Origin of the sequence: Caballeronia sp. AZ7_KS35 (assembly GCF_023631045.1) — a bacterium.
In the GTDB taxonomy this organism is placed as follows: Bacteria; Pseudomonadota; Gammaproteobacteria; order Burkholderiales; family Burkholderiaceae; genus Caballeronia; species Caballeronia zhejiangensis.
Genome location: NZ_JALQDV010000036.1, coordinates 1 through 17,147, shown reverse-complemented (window position 1 = coordinate 17,147; position 17,147 = coordinate 1). Strand labels below are relative to the sequence as shown.

The window sequence follows — 17,147 nt, the reverse complement described above, 5'->3', positions numbered from 1 at the left end:
CGGATACGTCTGCCGTTGTCCCGATCCGGGAGGCGCGGTGAAGCCAGCCACGACACATCGTACTGTCCTTGCCCGCGCGATGCCGCGCATGACCGCGCTCGTCGGCGACATCACCGCGGGCACCGTGTCCACGCTGATGATGCTGTGCTACGCGATGAGCCTCGGCACGCTCATCTTCAGCGCCGACCTCGCGCGCTATGCCGAACTCGGCGTGCCCACCGCGCTCGTGAGCTGCATCGTGACTGCGTTCGTCATCGCGGTGACGAGCTCGATGCGTATGAACATAGGCGGGCCGGACAGCAACGCGACGGCGTTTCTCGTCGGCGTCGCGGCGGGCGTCGCGAGCAGCGTGCGCGCGAACGGCGGCACGCCCACGGTCATCCTGCTGACGGTGCTCGTCGCCATCGCGCTGTGCTCGCTCGTGACGGGCCTCATTCTCTTCGCGATCGGTTCATCGAAACGCAGCCGTTCGCTGCAATTCCTTCCCTATCCGGTGATGGGCGGGTTTCTCGCGGGCACCGGCTATCTTCTGATCGCGGGCGCGTTTCGCGTGCTGACCGGCGTCACGCTCGATTGGCACACGTTGCCTAAGCTCGCGCAACTGCACTGGCTTGCATGGGCGCCCGCGCTTTTCGTCGGCGCGCTCGCGACGATTCTCGCGCGCACCTGGCGTCACGCGGCCGCATTGCCGATCACGCTCGCTATCGGCATCGCGCTCTTCTACGTGCTGTTGCGCGTCGCCGGCATCTCGCCCGACGATGCGCGCGACATGGGCCTCCTGCTTCAGCATGTGCCGGCGCATGCGCTGCACATTCCCGAGTTGCATCTGCCGTCGTCGCTCGCGCGCGGCGAGATCGACTGGCACGCGATCGTCGCGCACTTGCCCGAGACGCTCATCGTCACGTCGGTGTCGGCGATCACGATCATCATGAATTCGACGGCGCTAGGCGCGGCCACCGGCCAGGACATCGACCTCAATCGCGAGATGCGCGCGGCCGGTCTCGCGAATATCGCGAGCGGTCTTTTCGGCGGCATGGTCGGCTATCAGTCGTATAACCGCTCGATGCTCAACGCGCGCGCCGGCGCGACGAGCCGCGCGGCGGGCGTGTTCGCCGCGCTCGCGTGCCTCTTCCTGCTGATCGCATCGCCCGATCTCGTGTCGCTCTTTCCGGTGCCCGTGCTCGTCGGCATGCAGATCTACATGGGCTTGCGTCTGATGATGGACTGGCTCGTCGGCGCATATCGCAAGCTGACGTGGCACGAGTATCTGCTCGTGCCGCTGATCCTCGCGGTGATCGCGTTCTATGGCGTGATCGCGGGCGTCGTCGCGGGCGTGGTCGCGGCGTGCGTGACCTTCGCGCTGCTCTATGGTCGAGCGGGATGCGTTCGCATGGAGTTCGACGGCCGCACGCGCACATCGAATGTCGAGCGCAGCATCGAGGAAACGCGCTTGCTGATCGATCGCGGCGATCAGATCTGCGGCGTCTGCCTGCAAGGGTTCCTTTTCTTCGGCTCGGCGAATTCGATGTTGCAGCGCATCCGCGAGCGCATTCGCTCGCATGGTCCGCGTCCGGTGCGCTATGTCGTGCTCGATTTCGCGTGGACCAACGGCATGGACGCGTCCGTGTCGCTCGCATTCGTGAAGCTGCGTCAGGCGTGCGCGGCGATCGGCGCGGATCTCGTGCTGACCGCTCTGCCGCGCAACTCGCGCGCGCTGCTAGGGCGCACGGGCGCGCTTTCGCTCGGCATCCACGAGTTCGACACGCTCGACGCCGGCCTCGAATGGATCGAAGCGCAGCAGCTCGCCACGACGACGCGCACGCTCGAACAGCGCGCGCCGGCCGGGGATTTCCGCGCGATGCTCGCGCCGCATTTCAGCGAGCGCGCGCTGCAGGGACTGGCCGCGTTCCTAGACGTATGCGATATCGGCGCGGGCGAGGCGCTCTTTCGTCGAGGCGATGCGGGCGATGTGCTTTACATCGTCGAAGAAGGGCGCGTGACCGTGTCGCTGCCGCTCGCCGATGGCCGTTCGGTGCGGCTGCGCTCGTTCGGTCCGGGCACGATCATCGGCGAGATGGCCGTGTACACGCATGCGCCACGCAGCGCGGATGTCGTCGCCGACGAACCGGCGCGCCTGCGCCGTCTCACGCTCGCGGCGCTGCGCAAGATCGAGCGGGACGATCCATTGACCGCGCAGGAGTGGCATCGCTTCGTCGTGAAGATGATGGCGTCGCGGCTCGCCATCGCCGATGAAGCGTTGCGCGCGGCGTCGTGATGACAGGCATGCGATCTGCTTTTGCCGGGAAGCACAACGCCGGGGCCTTCAACATGACACACACTGTCCGCGCGATGCTCGCGCTTGCGCTCGCCATCGTCATGACGAGCGCGCTTGCCCAGAGCGCGCCGCAATCGATCGCGATGCTCGACTGCACCCTCATCGACGATAACGCCGCCTACAACGACGCCGAAATCGACCGCATTCAGAGCGCGCGCCTCGCGATGGTGAGCGGCGCGTTTCGCGACGACTTGCGCGAGCGCGCGCTCTTTCGCGTCGCCGACAATGCGAAGGCAAGCGATCTCATCGCGACGCTGAAAAGCACGCAGGACATGAACGCGTGCAACGGCTGCGAACTGCGTGTGGCGAAGGAACTCGGTACATCGCGCGTCGGCGTGTGCTGGGTGCAGAAGATCAGCAATCTCATCCTCAACATGAACCTGCGCGTCGAAGACGCGAACAGCGGCGCGATGCTCTTTCAACGCTCCGTCGACATACGCGGCAACACCGACCTGTCGTGGAAGCGCGGCGCGAAGGCGCTCGTCGATCTCCTTGCAAGCGATCCATCCGCGACGCGCTAGATTGGCGCCACGCGAAAAGTCCAGCGGAATTCGGGAATTTCTCCCGGCCGATGCCGTTGCCTCGGCCGCGCCGATTGGGCTAAGTTGAGGCTGCCGGCACGCGCGCCGTGCCGTGTCGCGCGCGTGCGCTCACGAACTCGAACAATCGGTATCGAAACCGCTGGAGACGACCATGCAAGTCAGATTCAAGGCGGCGCGCATTGCCTGCGCGTCGGCGATCGCGACATCGCTTGCGTTTGCATTGGCGGCGAACGTCGCCCATGCCGCCGCGCCGACCGCCTACGTGACGACCGAAAACGCCGGCGTCGGCGTGATCGATCTCGACACGCTCGCGCTCGCGACGACCTGGGATGTCGGCAAGGACGGCCCGCGCGGGCTGTCGCTCAACAAGGAAGGCACGCGTCTTTACGTGGCGAACAAGGCGACGAGCGATCTCTCGGAGATCGATACGTCGACGGGCAAGGTCACGCGGCGCGCGAAGATCGGCAAGAATCCCGAGTTCGTGCGCGTGTTCGGCGGCTATGCGTATGTGACGTACGAGCCGGGTGAAAGCGGCGGCCCGCCGAAACCGGGCCAGCCGGAGAAGGACGACGACGACGCGAATTCGCCGCCCGCCGAGATCGCCATCGTCGATCTGAAGACCATGAAGATCACGCATACGGTCAAGAGCGGGCACGAGACCGAAGGCGTCGAGTTCTCGCCGGACGGCAAGCTGATCCTCGTGACGAACGAGGGCGACGATACGGTGTCGGTGTATCGCGTCGGGACGGGCAAGCCGGTCCGCACGGTGAACCTCGACAAGGGTTCGCGTCCGCGCGGCATCAAGGTGTCGCCGGATGGCAAGCAGTATGTCGTCACGCTGGAGAACGCGAACAAGTTCGTCGTGCTCGATGGCAAAAGCCTGAAGACCGTGAAGACCGTCGATACGAAGACGGGCCCGTATGGCGTTTCGTTCGATCCTTCCGGCAAGCGCTTGCTGATCGCGGCATCGCGCGACAAGACCTTGCAAGTGTTCGACGGCTCGACCTACGAGCATAGGAAGGATGTGCCTGTCGGTCAGCGTTGCTGGCACTTCAGCTTCACGCCCGACGGCTCGAAGCTGCTGCTGGCCTGCGGACGTTCGAACGCGGTGTACGTGCTCGACGGATCGGACTACAAGGAAGTCAAGCAGATCGGCGATCTGCCGCTGGCGTGGGGCATCGTCACTTATCCGCCGAGCGCGGGGTCGATCGTCGGGCGTTGAGCGGCAAGGAGGCGTTGCCGAGTGTGAAATGGCCGCATTGCGCGGCCACTTCCATTTGTGCGCCGTGGCATTGCGCATATTGCAACGTCGATCACGACGAATGCGCGCGAGGGACAGGACGCATCCGCGCAGCGAGGAAGACAGGCTCCGCTGTCAGGCTGCGCTTTGGCAAGGCATCAACGCGCGCGGCATTCCGTGGAAGTCGTATCGGGATTGAGCCGCGCTATCACGTCATATCACTTCCACGCGTACCGCATCCCCACCCACACGCCACGCGGCGCACCGACGCCGAGAAACTGCTCGTTCACCGTCGCGCCGTCGTTGAACGTGTGATTCGGCCCGTCGAAGAAGTTCTCGCCGAGAATCGCGAAGTTCGCATAGCGCTTGTTGAGCAGGTTCTTCACGGTCGCATAGACCTGCAACTGTTTGGTCACGTTGTAGGTCGTGTCGAGATCGATCAGGAAATAGCCCGCGACGCTGCCGTTGACGTCCTGATTGTTTTCGTCGCCACGCGCGAAGATATTGCTGCGATACGTGAGATTCGTGCCGATGTTCCAGTGCGCAAACGGGTTGTAGTCGATGCGCATCTTCACCGTATTCGCCGGAATGCCCGGAATGCGGTCGCCCGAATGCACGGTGATGTTGCCATCGGCGTCCGCGCTCGAATTGCTCGCGCTGCTTTCCGTCCACGTCGATCGATACGTCGCGTTCACATAGCTATAACTCGCCGCGATGCCCACCGGTCCCCATTGCGTGCGGCCCGCGAGTTCGAAACCTTGCCGTCGCGTCTTGCCGACGTTCTGAAAATAGCCGAGCGTGCTGCCCGCGCCTTGCGCGCTGACGAACTGGATGTCGTCGTCGAGCGTCGTGCTGTAGGCCGCGGCGCTCCACTGCGTATGACTGCCGAGACGCCCGCGCGCGCCGACTTCGAACGTCTTCGAAATCACCGGCTTAAGATCCGGGTCCGCGATGAAGTCATTGGGCAACGAGCACGGCGCGGCGGGGTCCGCGCACGCGAGTTCGATTGCGGTCGGCGAGCGCATGCCTTCGTTGTACGTCGCGTAGGCGGTGAAGTTCGGCGTCGGATTCCAGTTGAAGCCCACGGCCGGGTTGAAGCGCGAGAACGTGTGATTCCCGTCGAGCAGCGGCTGCACGCCGCTCTCGTCGCCGATGGTCGCCTTCGCCCAGTTGTAGCGTCCGGCGAGCGTCATCGACCATTGTTCGTTGAACGAGAACGTATTCTCGAAGTAGATGCCGAGATTCGAGTTGTGCGTCTTCGCGTCGGTCGTCGGTGCGAACGGACCCGTGGCGATCGTCGCGCGGTTGTCTTCGAATGCGGCCGGCTGCTCGGCCTGCGTGAAATGCGAATTGGCGAAGTCGCCCGCCGCGCCGACGATCAATTGATTGTCGTGATCGAAGAGCCTGTTGAGTAAGGTGAGTTGCAGGCTCGCGCCGTAGCTGTCCGTCACGATCACCGACTGGTCGTTGAAGGCTTGCGTGAGTTCGTCGGCATCGTCGCCGTCCGGATCGAAATCGTCGTTGACGTTCGAACTCACGTTCTTGTTGCGATAGTGGCGATAGTACGCGTTGCCGCTCAACTGCACGTTCGGCGTGATGTAGTGCTCGGCGTTGATCGTCAGATAGCCGACCTGATTCTCGTTCGTGTCGGGAAACGTGTACGCCTGACGGAAGTTGTCCATGAACGAGCGCGGAATCGTCTGCGAGCCGTTCAGCGTGTTGTCCGCGCCGCCCATCGAAACGGAGACCGTCGTGTCGGCGTCGGTATAGCGGATCTTGCCGAACGCCTGGCGCAGCTTGCTCGCGTTGTGATCGGCCCAGCCGTTGTCGTTCGTGACGTTCGCGGTGAAGTAATAGTCGAGATGATCGCCGATCGCGCCGCCTTGCTCGATCTGCGCATACTTGCGTCCGAACGAACCGAAGCCGACATCGACGTTGCCGCCCGGATTGCTGCGCCCGTTCTTCGTCGTTACCGCGACCGCGCCGCCGAGCGTGTTCAGGCCGAACGTCGGATTCGACCCGGGGATGATCTGCATCGTCTGGATCGCGGCCTGCGGAATCAGATCCCAGTTGACGACATCGCCGAACGGCTCGTTGATGCGTACGCCGTCCATGAACACCGACAAGCCCTGCGGCGTGCCGAGCAGCGGCGACGCAGTGAAGCCGCGATAGTTGATGTCGGTCTGCCACGGATTGCCTTGCGCGTCGTTGGTATCGACGCTCGCGACGTTCTTCTCCAGATAGTTCGTGACGGTCGGCGAATGCTGCGCCTGGATCTCGCTGCCCTTGATCGTTTGCACGTTCGCGGGCACTTTCTCCAGCGGCGTGCCGACGCCGACGAGCGGCGTGGTCCCGACGACGATGATCGAAGGCAGTTCGGTTGTCGGCGTCGTATCGGCTGGCGGCGTCTGCGCCCATGCGGCCACAGTGATGCTCGCGAACGCGCCGCCGAAGACGAGCCGCAGCCCCGCTCGGGGTTTGAACGGATGCGCGGGCGCGCGCAGGCGCGGCATGCTCTTCATCATCGTCTCCTCTTTATATTTCGATTCACGCGCCGAGCGTGTTTCTTTCGATGAAAGCGTCGCATAAGACAGCGCGCGTGGACCGGGAGCTTTTCCCGATCGCGCAGGGAAGCGTTCCCAATTGCGTTCCACCCACCGCACGGCGCGATGACGCCGTGCGTAGAATGCATTCCACGATGCCGACCGAATCCTTGCCCTCTTTCGCGAAAGACGCCGACCGCCGCGCGCCGCGCTCGCCGGTGTGGCGCGACCTTGCTTGCGTGCTCGCGGCGACGCTGATCGCGGCCGCGCTCTTTGCGCGTTTCGATTTCAGCGAGTACGCGTATCGGCTGACGCGCAGCGCCGAACGGTTTCAAGTCGATGAATTGCCGCCGACGCTCGTTGTGCTCGCGATCGGTTTCGCGTGGTTCGCGTGGCGGCGTTATCGCGAGGCGCAATCGGAAGTGCGCAGACGGCGCGCGCTCGAAGAAGAGGCCGAGCATCTGCTTGCGGAGAATCGTCGCCTTGCGAATCAGGCGCTCGCCGCGCAGGAGACCGAGCGGCGTCATCTCGCGCGCGAGTTGCACGACGAGCTCGGGCAATACCTCAACGCGATATCGCTCGATGCGGGGCGTATCCGCGATTTGTCGGCTACGCGCGAGGCGGAGATTCATCGGCTGTCGCTTGCGCTGATGCAAAGCGCGACGCATGTGTATCGCGAGATCGGCGGGATGATTCGCAGGCTGCGTCCCATCGGCCTCGATGAATTCGGCTTGCCGACGGCGCTCGAACATTGCGTCGATGGCTGGCGCGAGCGCTTGCCCGATGTGACGTTCACGCTCGCTGTCGACGGCGATTTCGACAATTTGAGCGATGCGCTCAACATCACGCTGTATCGGCTCGTGCAGGAAGGGCTGACGAACGTATCGAAGTTCGCACGGACTTCACGCGTGGAGATTTATCTGGCGCGCGCGCCGGAAGAAATTGTCGTGACGATGGCCGATGACGGCCCGGGCGTCGATCTCGCGAAGCCGCGCAAGGGACTCGGTTTGATCGGCATGCGCGAGCGCGTCGAAGCGCTCGGCGGCGAGTTTCAGATCGTGAGCGAGCCGGGCGCGGGTTTTCTGTTTTGCGCGCGCGTGCCGGCTCAGGCGGGGCTGCCGTTGCCTGCGACCGCCGACGAAGCGAAATCGGCGAAGTGAAGCCCCAGGCGGTTCGCGATCTGTGCCAACTGCACGCCGTTATCCGCGCCGAATTTTTGGCGGATCACCGATTGATGATTCGCAACCGTCTTCTGGCTCAAGCCTAACTTCTCCGCGATGCTCGGCAGCGTATAACCCTGCACGAGCAATCTCAGCACCTCGAATTCGCGCGCGGATAACTGCCGTCCTTCCTGAATGCTCGCGCGCAATGCAAGCGCTTGCGACACATCGGGACTCAGATACGAAACGCGCCGCGCAACCGAACGCACCGCTTCGACGAGCACATCGGGCGCGCTCGCCTTCGTCACATAACCGCGCGCGCCCGCATCCAGCGCGCGTCGCACGAAGATCGCTTCTTCATGCACGCTGAAAATGAGCACATGCGCGTGCGGCTCGCGCGCCAGCATGCGCCGCATCGCCTCGATGCCGCTTGCGCCCGGCAACGCGAGATCCATCACGACGACATCCGGCTGCAGCGCGCAAAACTTCTGATAAGCCTCGGCTGCATCCGCCGCTTCGCCCGCGACGTTCACATCGGGACTCAGTTCGAGCAGACGCTTGTAGCCTTCACGCACGACGGCGTGATCGTCCACCAGCAGCACGGAGATATCGGCAGTCATGGCTTGTCTTCTCCTTCTTTTGAACCACTACCGGAGGCCTCGGCCGCGATGCGCTTCGAGTTCGCATCGTTGCGAAAGACGATGGGTTGCTCTTGCGGTTCCTGCCGTGCCGATGCAGCGCGCACGACTTCGATCACGCGCTCGTGATGCGGGGACTTGTCGCAAACCGGATCGGCATTCGCGGGGTCCTGCGTCAGCAGATACGCCTGACAGCGGCAGCCGCCCATGTCGATGGCCTTCTCGTCGCAACTGCGGCACGGCTCCTTCATCCAGCCGAAGCCGCGAAACCGGTTGAACGCATCGCTCTCGTACCAGATGTCCTTGATCGGCATATCGGTGACGTTCGGAAACGTGAGGCCCGGCAATGACCGCGCGGTATGACACGGCAGCGCGGCGCCATCGGGCGCGATGCCGAGAAACACCGAGCCCCAGCCGTTCATGCAGCGCTTCGGTCTGCGCTCGTAGTAATCCGGCACGACGAAGAAGATCTTGCACCGGTCGCCGATCTCGCCGCGATAGCGTTCGACCACCGCTTCGGCTTCGTCGAGCTGCTCTTTGGTCGGCATGAGTTGCGCGCGATTCTTGTGCGCCCAGCCGTAATACTGCGTGTTCGCGAGTTCGAGATACTCCGCGCCCATCGCGAGCGCCATGTCGATGATGCGTCCGATATGCGGCAGGTTATAGCGGTGAAGCACGCAATTGAGCACCATCGGAAAGCCATGCGCCTTGATGAGATTCGCGACGCGCTTCTTGTAGTCGAAGGTCTTCGTGCTGGAAAGGAAGTCGTTCAATTCCTGCGACGAGTCCTGAAACGAAAGCTGTATGTGATCGAGCCCGGCGTCCTGCAACGCACTGATGCGCTTCTCCGTCAGACCGATGCCCGATGTGATGAGGTTCGTATAAAAGCCGAGCTTGCGCGCTTCGCCGACGAGCGTTTCGAGATCGTCGCGCAACAGCGGCTCGCCGCCGGAGAAGCCGAGTTGCGCGGCGCCCAGCGCGCGTGCCTGACGCAATACGTCGATCCATTGATCGGTGTCCAGCTCGCGCGTGTGATCGGCGTAATTCACCGGGTTGTAGCAGAACACGCAATGCAGCGGACAGCGATACGTGAGCTCGGCAAGCAGCCAGAGCGGCGGCGCGACGGTTGCGTCTTCGTGCTCGGGCTTCGCAATCGGTTCGGACAAGTCGGTCATGACGCTACTCCAGCCAGCCTCGCGCACGCGCGCCGGCGATGAACGCGCGCACGTCGTCGCCGAGGCCGGTCGCATTGAACGCCTGCTCCAGATCGGCGACGAGCGCGGGGATATCGCGCGTGCCGTCGCATCGCAGAAGAATCTCCGATGCGCTCTGATTGAGCTTCACCATGCCTTCCGGATAAAGCAGCACATGCGCGTTCTGCGCAGGTTCCCATTGCAGCCGGAAGAGGCGTTTTAGTTTCGGATGCAACGAATCGTCCGGCGCTTCGACGGCTTCCTGCTTGCGTTGAGTCGGGTTCGTATCGCTCATTGCGGAAAAGCCTTTTCGATGGAATCGAGCATGGTCCAGAGAATATCGAGCTTGAACTGCAGGATATCGAGCGCGCGTTGCTGTTCCTGACGCGTCGTGAAATGCGCGAGCGTCACTTCGAGACCGTGCTCGACATCGCGCTGCGCAAGCGACACGCGCGAGCGGAAATACGAAAGCCCTTCAGGCTCGATCCACTTGTAATGCTCGGGCCATGTCGCGAGCCGGTCCTTGTGAATCTGCGGCGCGAACATCTCCGTAAGCGATGAACACACCGACTCCTGCCACGGCGCACGCCGTGCGAAGTTCACGTAGGCATCGACGGCGAAGCGCACGCCCGGCGTCACCAGCTTGAGCGACCATAGATCGTCGCGCGAGAGGCCGACCGCATCGCCAAGACGCGCCCATGCCTCGATGCCGCCGGGCTGATCGTCGTAGCCATCGTGATCGAGAATGCGCAGCACCCAGCGGCGGCGCGTGTCGCGATCGGGGCAATTCGACATCACCGCCGCATCCTTCAGCGGAATGTTGATCTGATAGTAGAAGCGGTTCGCGACCCAGCCGCGTATCTGTTCCTTCGAGCAGCCGCCGCTGTTCATCTTCACGTTGAACGGATGATGAATGTGATACGCCGTGCCCTTCGCGCGCAACTGCGCTTCGAATTCGTCGCGCGTCCACGCGGGGCCTTCGTCTGTCACTTTCGTGAAGATCGGGCCTGTGGTCGGGTTGAGCATCGGGTCGAACATCTAACGGTCTCCAGTGCGAATGTCACAGCTCGAAAGTCATGCCGTCGTGCGCGACCTCGATGCCGTGCTCCGACAACATGCGCCTTTCAGGTCCATCCTCGATGAGGATCGGGTTCGTGTTGTTGATGTGGATCAGCACCTTGCGCACGCCCGCGCGATCGATCGAATCGAGCACGTCGATCATGCCGCCCGCGCCGGTTTGCGCGAGATGGCCCATATCCTTGCCGGTCTTCTTCGTGAGGCCGAGGCGAATCATTTCATCGTCGGTCCAGACGGTGCCATCGACGAGCAGCAAGTCTGCTTCGCGCATCGCATCGAGCACATGCGGCTCCAGCGCGCCGAGCCCCGGCGCATAGAATGCGCGCTTGCCCGAAGCGCGATTCGTGAACATAAGGCCGATGTTGTCGCCTGTTTCCGGCGCATCGCGATGCGGCGAATACGGCGGCGCCTTGCTCGACAGAGGCAATGCGTCGATGCCCACGCGCGGCAGCTCAGGCACGGACAACGATGCGCCATCGAGCGCGATGCGCCTGTGCTCGACGCCACAGTAATGCGAAAGAATCGACGTGATGGGAAAGCCCGTCGAGAGGTCCTGCCACACGGCGTCCGTCGTATAGAGCGGCAAGGGCGTGCCGCGCTCGCGCAGCATCAGCAGACCGGTGACATGATCGATCTGCGCATCCATCGTGATGACGGCAGCGATGCCGGTGTCGCGCACCCGGCGCGCGGGCTGCAATTCCGGGTTTGCGGCGATCTGCGCAAGAATGTCCGGCGATGCGTTGACGACCAGCCAGTCCTCGCCGTTATCGGTAACAGCAATGGACGACTGAGTGCGCGCACGCGCCAGAATGGAGCCGCGCCGCACGCCATCGCAATTGCGGCAGTTGCAGTTCCATTGCGGAAAGCCGCCACCCGCCGATGAACCGAGCACGCGAATCTTCAAGGCAGCATCCTCCGCAAGAGACCGTCGCGATCGATCAACTGATGCTTCATCGCGCCGAGAAAATGCACGATGACGAGCGCGGCCATGATCCACGCCAGATACTCGTGAATGCCGAAGAAGATCTGCCGCATGGATTTGTCGTCCCAGCCCCATTGCGGCAGCGCGATGCCCCAGAACTTCGTGCCGAACTTGTTGAACGACGAGCCGAGATAACCGGTGAGCGGCATCGCCACCATGCCAACGTATAAAAGAGCCTGCGTAATGCTCGCGGCGGCGCGTTGCCACGTTCGCATCGGCGGCAAAGGCGGCCGGCGATAAGCCAGACGTGCCAGGATGCGGAGCAGCACCAGCAGGAAAACGGTGATTCCGAGCGACTTGTGGAAGTTGATGAGGTCCGACTTGAACGGCAATCCGCGCGGCAGGCCGACCATATAGAAGCCGATGCACAGCATCGCGATGATTGCGATCGCAATTATCCAGTGCAACGCGATCATCGGGCCTGCGTAACGCTCGCTTGCGGCATCGATACGGCCGTCGCGCGACGTTGCTGATGTCCGCGCGGTGCTCATGGCGTGTCTCCCCGGAAGTGCCAACGGTCCATTGTTCATCTCCTTGCTACGAATTGGCGATCAGCAATTCCCCCCGTCCATCGACGGCGAGATCGCCCGCGTAGCGTCGCGGCAATATCTTGCCAGCGAACTGTGAAAAGGGTGCGATCTCGCGCGCGAGCATGCGCGTGAACAGCAGCCAGAAGACGTCGAAGCCGCGCCCGCCTTCGGTGAACGTCGGCGGAATGCGGGATGGCGCATTTGCCAGCAACACCGTGCCGCGCCGCATGCCGTAGCCCAAGTGTGCGCCCACTTTCCCGCCGATGCAGACCGAGCCCGCGACGAGCCGCGACGCGGCGAAATCGCCCGCATCGCCCGCGACCAGCACGGTGCCGCGCCGCATGCGATCCGCGAGGCGCGCGCCTGCGCTGCCGTGAATCGCGAGCGTGCCGCCTGTCATGCCTTCCATGTCGCCGGGCAGCGCACTTGCGGCGAACTCGCCGGCGTTGCCGTGAATCGACAGTCGTCCGCCTTGCATCTCGCACGCGGCGAATGCGCCCGCATCGCCTCGTATGTTCAACTCGCCGCCGGACATCTTCATGCCCGCGTAATCGCCTGCAGCGCCGTGCACCGCGAGCGTGCCTTCGGTCATGTTCGCGCCGATGCGGTCGAGCCACGGCGCATCGCCTTCTATCGTGAGTGCGGGCGCATCGCTTGGTTCCTGCGCGATGTCGAAAAGATCGCCGAGCGCGCACGTTTCGCCCGCGCCTTGCAGCGTGATGCGCGGCAGTTCTGTCGCCGATATCTCCGCCAGCGTCGCGGGCAGTAATTTCGACCCGTCGACGCGAAAGCCCGGCGCATTTTTTACGCGCAACGTGATGGCGTTCATGCGCGGCTCCCGTCGATATCCTTCGACAGTTCATGCAGCTTGAAATGGTACGGCCCGAGCTTGCCGCCGTAGTTGCCCGCCGAAATGCGCAGCACCCCGCCGGCGCGCCCGAGCTTCGCCGCCGCCGCGATACCCGCGGTCATCGCCGCGCCGACATCGGCATCGGTCAAGCCGTCGATGACGATTTCGAGCACGCACGCGATGTCCGGCGTCAGCTCGCTCTTCTTCGACAGGCCGACGAGCGTCGGGCAGAACGCATCGTTCGTGGACGCCGTCGCGCCCGCATACTTCGATCCGATCTTCGATCCCGAGCGCACGACGCCGCCCGGAAACGGCGTGATGACGTTCGGCAGCCGATGCATCGCGGCGACGGCGGATTCGGCCGCATTGAGCGCGCTGTCGATGTCGCGCGCGAGAAACAGCAGATTGCCGCCGCCGACCGCTTTCACCGTCGCGGTGAATTCCTCGCAGACGAACTCGCCGTCCATCACGGGCACGCGCCAATAGCGTGTGCCGTCGAGCACTTTCGATATTTGATAGCCGTCGCCGAAGAAGCGCAGGCCCGCGCCGAGCGGCGCGTTGTCGGAGAGCGGCGCGCGTGTGTTGGCGGGATCGATGCCGCCATAGACGGCGGTCGTCGGGCACGTCAGCACGCATTGGCCGACGCGCCGCGCGATCTGCTTGGCGAGCTCCTTCGACGATATCGCGAAGATCAGCACCGCGATTCCGGGCCTGCCATCGGGCGTTTCATCGCCGGACAGATCGCGTTCGATGCCGGCCTCGCAGCCGCAATCGATGACGGACGTCGCGAAGCCTGTCAGCGAATTGGCCGCGTGACGGGCCCACGTCGACGAATGCGCGGTGATGACGAGGCGCGTCGCTTTCATCGGGAAGGCTTCGGCGAAGGTGTTGTCGATCTGCGTGTCGTTGATACGCATGCGTCAACTCCCGTTCGAAGCGAAGCATGCGACGGGCAACAGCCGCCCGCCGTTGCAGCATGCGCAGATTTCATCGTCGCCGATCGCGATGTTCTCGAAGCGCGTCGCGAGGTTTGCCTGCGTGAATTCGCGTACGCGCTTTTCGATCGCGCGGTCGTAGTCGGGGCGCACGTAATGGATGCCGCCGGTGGGCGTCGCGAGCAGCGTGCCGTCGCGCGCGATCAGCTCGCCGTCCTTGAACACGTAAGCAGGCGATGTGAACATGCGCTCGCGATCGTCATTGTCGCGATACACGGCAATGTCCGCCGCCGCGCCTGCGCCGAGATGCCCGCGATCCGTGAGGCCGAGCAGTTTCGCGGGACCGGCGCGCGTGATGATCGCAATGTCGTAGAGCGAGAATTCGCGCGTGATTTCGCTCAACGCGCTCGCGGTTTTCGCATCGGCGTGCAGCTTGTCGAGTTGTTCGTCGCGAAAGGACTTGTCCATCAGCAAGCGGATCAGATGCGGATAGCTCGTGAACGGCGCGCCGTTCGGATGATCGGTGGTCATCGACACCCGCCACGGATCGTCGACGAGCAAAAACATCTCGAGCCCGATGATCCATTGGAGCGCATTCACGAAGCTCTGTTCGCGGTACTTGAACGGCACGATGCCGCAGCCCGCATCGCATTCGATATCGCCGAGCACCCATTTGCGCGGTCGGGCCATCGGCGCGTTCTTGAACTGCATCATCGTGTCGCCGGATGCGGTGACGGTCTGACCGAAGATGATCTGGCCGACATCGATCGTCACGTTGGGCCGCGCGTTCACTGCATCGGCGATCGCGCGCGCGCCCGATGAAAACTTGCGCGGGCCTTCCGTGCCGTAGCTATGGAACTGGATATGCGTCAGATGAATGGGCAGGCCATCGGCGGTGTCCATCGTTCTGATCGTCGATTCGATGTTGCCCGGCACGCCGAGATTGCTCGCGTGCACATGCAGCGGATGCGGCACGCGCAGCTCGGTGAGCGCGCGCGTGAGCGTGCTCAACACATCGCGCGGCGTGATGCCGTAATGCGCGTGCTTTTCATCGACATCCAGCGAACGCTGATTGAACTTGAATGCCGATATGCCGCCCGGATTCACGACCTTCACGCCGAGCGCCTTGCTCGAATCGATGGTCCAGCCGACGTAATCGCGCAGACGTTCGAAGTCTTCCTTCGCAGCGAGCATCTGCAGGAAGAGCTCGTCGTTGCCCATCATCACGTAGGCGCCGTGATCGATGATCGGCGTGTCGCCCATTTCCAGATGCGCGTGGCGCGCGTTCGACGCGATCATCGCCGGCTCGAACGCGGCCGTGTAGCCCATTTCCGCATAGCGATAACCGGTGGCAAGCGTGCCGGGCGCGCACACGCCGCACGATGGCAGACGCATGTATCGGCCTTCGTTCGGACGATCGGGCACGGCACGCGGATCGTCGCGATGATCTTCGGGCAGAAGCAGCCGCGACAGATTCGTCTTTCCGCCGCCGATGTGCGAATGCAGATCGATGCCGCCCGCCATCACGATCATGCCGCTCGCATCGTAATCGCGGTCGATGCTTTCGTTCGCGGCATCGGCGACGATGCGGCCATCGCGCATATGGATGTCGCGCTTCTCGCCATCGACGCCATTCGCCGGATCGTAAAGCGTGCCGCCTTTGAGGCGCGTGACGCTCATGCGGGCCTCCTTGCCTGCGCGAGTTGCGATGCGATCGATGCGACCGTCGGCAAGGCGTAATCGCGCGCGGCGGCGAGCGGCGCGACCACCGATGTATCGACGCGAAACAGATGCCCGCCGCTGTCGATGCCCGGCGTCGCGACGGGGATGAACACGGTCGGCGCGTGGCGCGCGGGGACGGCCGTCGATGGATGCGCGAGGATGATCGCGGGCACGTTCGCATCGAGCGACGCGGGCAGCGGCTCGGGCGCGTAGCTGGACACCCACAGGAGCGCGTCGATTTCGCCGCGCCGCAGCAGCGTTTCCGAGCGATAGCGATGCGCGTCGTGATCGAGCGGCAAGCCGTATGCGACGCGCGTGCGCAGCGGAAAGCCCGACAGCCATGTGATCGCCTGATTGACGGACGCGGCGCCGTCGTCGCCGGTGAGGGCGAGCGTGCCGGCGCGCGCGGTGCGATTGATCGCCTTGACGATGCGTTGCAGCGCTTCGATCGCGAGCGCGGCGTGTTGCGTCGGCAGCGCCGATGGCTCGTAGATCACCGCCGTGTACTTCGCGGCGTTGATGCGTTCGGTCAGCGCGACGAGTTCGGGCGTTGGAATCGGACGGCCGCCTTCGACGAGCGCGGACCACAGCGCGAGTGTGTCGAAGGGATCGGCGTTCGCGAGGATCGATTCGGCTTGGGCGTTGGCGGCTTTATCGATGTCACATCCGATGAATACAACCTTTGTCTCGCGGCCCTCGCTTGCGATGCGCTCGAAGAAGCGCGGATAGCGTCGCGACGGCTCGCACGCGAACACGACGATGAGATCGGCGCGCGAGCGGACTTCGGAGAGCGTCGTGAAGAACGAGCCGCGATCTTGCAGTGCGCGATTGCTGTCGGCGAGCGTATCGCCGTGAAGGTGATCGAGGATCGCGCCGCACTGCGCGGCGAGTTCATAGAGCGCGCGTGCGCCGGACACGTCGGTCGCGAGACCGCCGAATAGCGGCCGATGTGCGTTCGACAGGATCGCGGCGGCTCGCGAGAGCGCCGACTTTTCGTCGGTGACTTGCCCGTCGATTTGGGGCTTCTGGCTTGCATCGTTCGGACCGAAGCGGGCAAGGGAGGCGTCCAGACGCGGGCAGGCGGTGTGCGGCGCTGCGAGGCGATGATCGGCGGTGGGTGCGAGCGTGATGTCGTCGCATAGTAAAGGGCAGAACGGACAGGTCCAAGGTTTTGAGGCCGCGGACGGGGCGCTCGGCGTGGTGGAGGTATCGGGCATGGTCGACCTTTCGAGCAAGGTCTGTGCCGGTTTTGTTGCTTTTGCTTTTGCTTTTGCTTTTCGCTTTTGCTTATCGCTTTTTGATTTCGCCGGATCCCGTATTCGTGTCGGTCTATTAGCACTGCCCCTGTGCGGGGCGGCACTCACTTTCTTTGCTGCTGCAAAGAAAGTAAGCAAAGAAAG

Annotated in this window: 16 protein-coding genes; 5 read left to right on the top strand and 11 right to left on the bottom strand. The window is 63.6% G+C overall.

Annotated elements, in window-relative coordinates; genetic code table 11:
* Positions 1 to 79: 79 nt before the first annotated feature.
* The 3 genes from NCT05_RS22040 (at position 80) to NCT05_RS22030 (ending at position 4,099) form a co-directional block, all read left to right on the top strand.
* The gene (locus NCT05_RS22040; RefSeq protein ID WP_250503209.1) at positions 80 to 2,275 is read left to right on the top strand and encodes a SulP family inorganic anion transporter; all 2,196 of its coding nucleotides are present in this window, start codon (positions 80 to 82) and stop codon (positions 2,273 to 2,275) included.
* Between the two features lie 53 nt (positions 2,276 to 2,328).
* Complete coding sequence (locus tag NCT05_RS22035; protein ID WP_250481956.1) at positions 2,329 to 2,856, top strand: DUF3280 domain-containing protein; 528 nt, start codon at positions 2,329 to 2,331, stop codon at positions 2,854 to 2,856.
* Between the two features lie 172 nt (positions 2,857 to 3,028).
* Positions 3,029 to 4,099, top strand: a complete 1,071-nt coding sequence (locus NCT05_RS22030; protein ID WP_033535973.1) for a beta-propeller fold lactonase family protein — start codon at positions 3,029 to 3,031, stop codon at positions 4,097 to 4,099.
* A gap of 236 nt (positions 4,100 to 4,335) precedes the next feature.
* On the opposite strand, the gene NCT05_RS22025 is transcribed toward NCT05_RS22030, so the two are convergent.
* The gene (locus NCT05_RS22025; protein WP_250503208.1) at positions 4,336 to 6,639 is read right to left on the bottom strand and encodes a TonB-dependent receptor; all 2,304 of its coding nucleotides are present in this window, start codon (positions 6,637 to 6,639) and stop codon (positions 4,336 to 4,338) included.
* 176 nt (positions 6,640 to 6,815) lie between these two features.
* Between NCT05_RS22025 and NCT05_RS22020 the strand changes: the two genes are divergently transcribed.
* A complete protein-coding gene (locus tag NCT05_RS22020) occupies positions 6,816 to 7,820 on the top strand; it encodes an ATP-binding protein (protein WP_175982319.1) in 1,005 nt (334 codons plus the stop codon).
* On the opposite strand, the gene NCT05_RS22015 is transcribed toward NCT05_RS22020, so the two are convergent.
* The 10 genes from NCT05_RS22015 to NCT05_RS21970 are packed head-to-tail and all read right to left on the bottom strand — an operon-like array spanning position 7,766 to position 16,964.
* Complete coding sequence (locus tag NCT05_RS22015; RefSeq protein WP_175982318.1) at positions 7,766 to 8,440, bottom strand: response regulator; 675 nt, start codon at positions 8,438 to 8,440, stop codon at positions 7,766 to 7,768. The genes NCT05_RS22020 and NCT05_RS22015 overlap by 55 nt on opposite strands.
* Positions 8,437 to 9,633, bottom strand: a complete 1,197-nt coding sequence (gene pqqE / locus NCT05_RS22010; protein ID WP_175982317.1) for a pyrroloquinoline quinone biosynthesis protein PqqE — start codon at positions 9,631 to 9,633, stop codon at positions 8,437 to 8,439. The genes NCT05_RS22015 and pqqE overlap by 4 nt, the downstream gene beginning before the upstream one ends.
* Before the next feature lie 4 nt (positions 9,634 to 9,637).
* Positions 9,638 to 9,946, bottom strand: coding sequence for a pyrroloquinoline quinone biosynthesis peptide chaperone PqqD (gene pqqD / locus NCT05_RS22005; protein WP_008354319.1), 309 nt, complete (start codon positions 9,944 to 9,946; stop codon positions 9,638 to 9,640).
* Positions 9,943 to 10,689, bottom strand: coding sequence for a pyrroloquinoline-quinone synthase PqqC (gene pqqC / locus NCT05_RS22000; protein ID WP_008354320.1), 747 nt, complete (start codon positions 10,687 to 10,689; stop codon positions 9,943 to 9,945). Before pqqC ends, pqqD begins: the two co-directional genes overlap by 4 nt.
* Before the next feature lie 22 nt (positions 10,690 to 10,711).
* Positions 10,712 to 11,632 (bottom strand): pyrroloquinoline quinone biosynthesis protein PqqB, encoded by a 921-nt coding sequence (gene pqqB, locus NCT05_RS21995; RefSeq protein ID WP_008354321.1) that lies wholly within the window; start codon positions 11,630 to 11,632, stop codon positions 10,712 to 10,714.
* Positions 11,629 to 12,201 carry a cytochrome b gene (locus tag NCT05_RS21990; protein ID WP_008354322.1) on the bottom strand — a complete coding sequence of 191 codons (573 nt, stop codon included), beginning with the start codon at positions 12,199 to 12,201 and terminating at the stop codon, positions 11,629 to 11,631. The genes pqqB and NCT05_RS21990 overlap by 4 nt, the downstream gene beginning before the upstream one ends.
* Before the next feature lie 46 nt (positions 12,202 to 12,247).
* On the bottom strand, positions 12,248 to 13,069 hold the full coding sequence (locus NCT05_RS21985) for a formylmethanofuran dehydrogenase subunit C (protein WP_008354323.1): 822 nt from the start codon (positions 13,067 to 13,069) through the stop codon (positions 12,248 to 12,250).
* Entirely contained in the window at positions 13,066 to 14,007 is a 942-nt protein-coding gene (gene fhcD, locus NCT05_RS21980) for a formylmethanofuran--tetrahydromethanopterin N-formyltransferase (RefSeq protein WP_250503166.1), read from the bottom strand. Before fhcD ends, NCT05_RS21985 begins: the two co-directional genes overlap by 4 nt.
* A gap of 3 nt (positions 14,008 to 14,010) precedes the next feature.
* Positions 14,011 to 15,705, bottom strand: coding sequence for a formylmethanofuran dehydrogenase subunit A (locus tag NCT05_RS21975; RefSeq protein WP_250503165.1), 1,695 nt, complete (start codon positions 15,703 to 15,705; stop codon positions 14,011 to 14,013).
* A complete protein-coding gene (locus tag NCT05_RS21970) occupies positions 15,702 to 16,964 on the bottom strand; it encodes a molybdopterin-binding domain-containing protein (RefSeq protein WP_250503164.1) in 1,263 nt (420 codons plus the stop codon). Before NCT05_RS21970 ends, NCT05_RS21975 begins: the two co-directional genes overlap by 4 nt.
* On the opposite strand from NCT05_RS21970, the gene NCT05_RS21965 reads away from it, so the two are divergent.
* The coding region (locus tag NCT05_RS21965) for a hypothetical protein (RefSeq protein ID WP_250503163.1) at positions 16,963 to 17,147 on the top strand (185 nt) is incomplete at its 3' end. The two genes, NCT05_RS21970 and NCT05_RS21965, sit on opposite strands and share 2 nt — an antisense overlap.

Bases quoted from the DNA above. Each gene is read 5' to 3' on its own strand.
- pqqE (WP_175982317.1), bottom strand. From the start codon at position 9,633: ATGACCGACTTGTCCGAACCGATTGCGAAGCCCGAGCACGAAGACGCA.
- NCT05_RS21990 (WP_008354322.1), bottom strand. From the start codon at position 12,201: ATGAGCACCGCGCGGACATCAGCAACGTCGCGCGACGGCCGTATCGAT.
- fhcD (WP_250503166.1), bottom strand. From the start codon at position 14,007: ATGCGTATCAACGACACGCAGATCGACAACACCTTCGCCGAAGCCTTC.
- NCT05_RS22015 (WP_175982318.1), bottom strand. From the start codon at position 8,440: ATGACTGCCGATATCTCCGTGCTGCTGGTGGACGATCACGCCGTCGTG.
- NCT05_RS21985 (WP_008354323.1), bottom strand. From the start codon at position 13,069: ATGAACGCCATCACGTTGCGCGTAAAAAATGCGCCGGGCTTTCGCGTC.
- pqqD (WP_008354319.1), bottom strand. From the start codon at position 9,946: ATGAGCGATACGAACCCGACTCAACGCAAGCAGGAAGCCGTCGAAGCG.
- NCT05_RS22030 (WP_033535973.1), top strand. From the start codon at position 3,029: ATGCAAGTCAGATTCAAGGCGGCGCGCATTGCCTGCGCGTCGGCGATC.
- NCT05_RS21970 (WP_250503164.1), bottom strand. From the start codon at position 16,964: ATGCCCGATACCTCCACCACGCCGAGCGCCCCGTCCGCGGCCTCAAAA.
- NCT05_RS22040 (WP_250503209.1), top strand. From the start codon at position 80: ATGCCGCGCATGACCGCGCTCGTCGGCGACATCACCGCGGGCACCGTG.
- NCT05_RS22035 (WP_250481956.1), top strand. From the start codon at position 2,329: ATGACACACACTGTCCGCGCGATGCTCGCGCTTGCGCTCGCCATCGTC.
- pqqC (WP_008354320.1), bottom strand. From the start codon at position 10,689: ATGTTCGACCCGATGCTCAACCCGACCACAGGCCCGATCTTCACGAAA.
- NCT05_RS21975 (WP_250503165.1), bottom strand. From the start codon at position 15,705: ATGAGCGTCACGCGCCTCAAAGGCGGCACGCTTTACGATCCGGCGAAT.
- NCT05_RS22025 (WP_250503208.1), bottom strand. From the start codon at position 6,639: ATGAAGAGCATGCCGCGCCTGCGCGCGCCCGCGCATCCGTTCAAACCC.
- NCT05_RS22020 (WP_175982319.1), top strand. From the start codon at position 6,816: ATGCCGACCGAATCCTTGCCCTCTTTCGCGAAAGACGCCGACCGCCGC.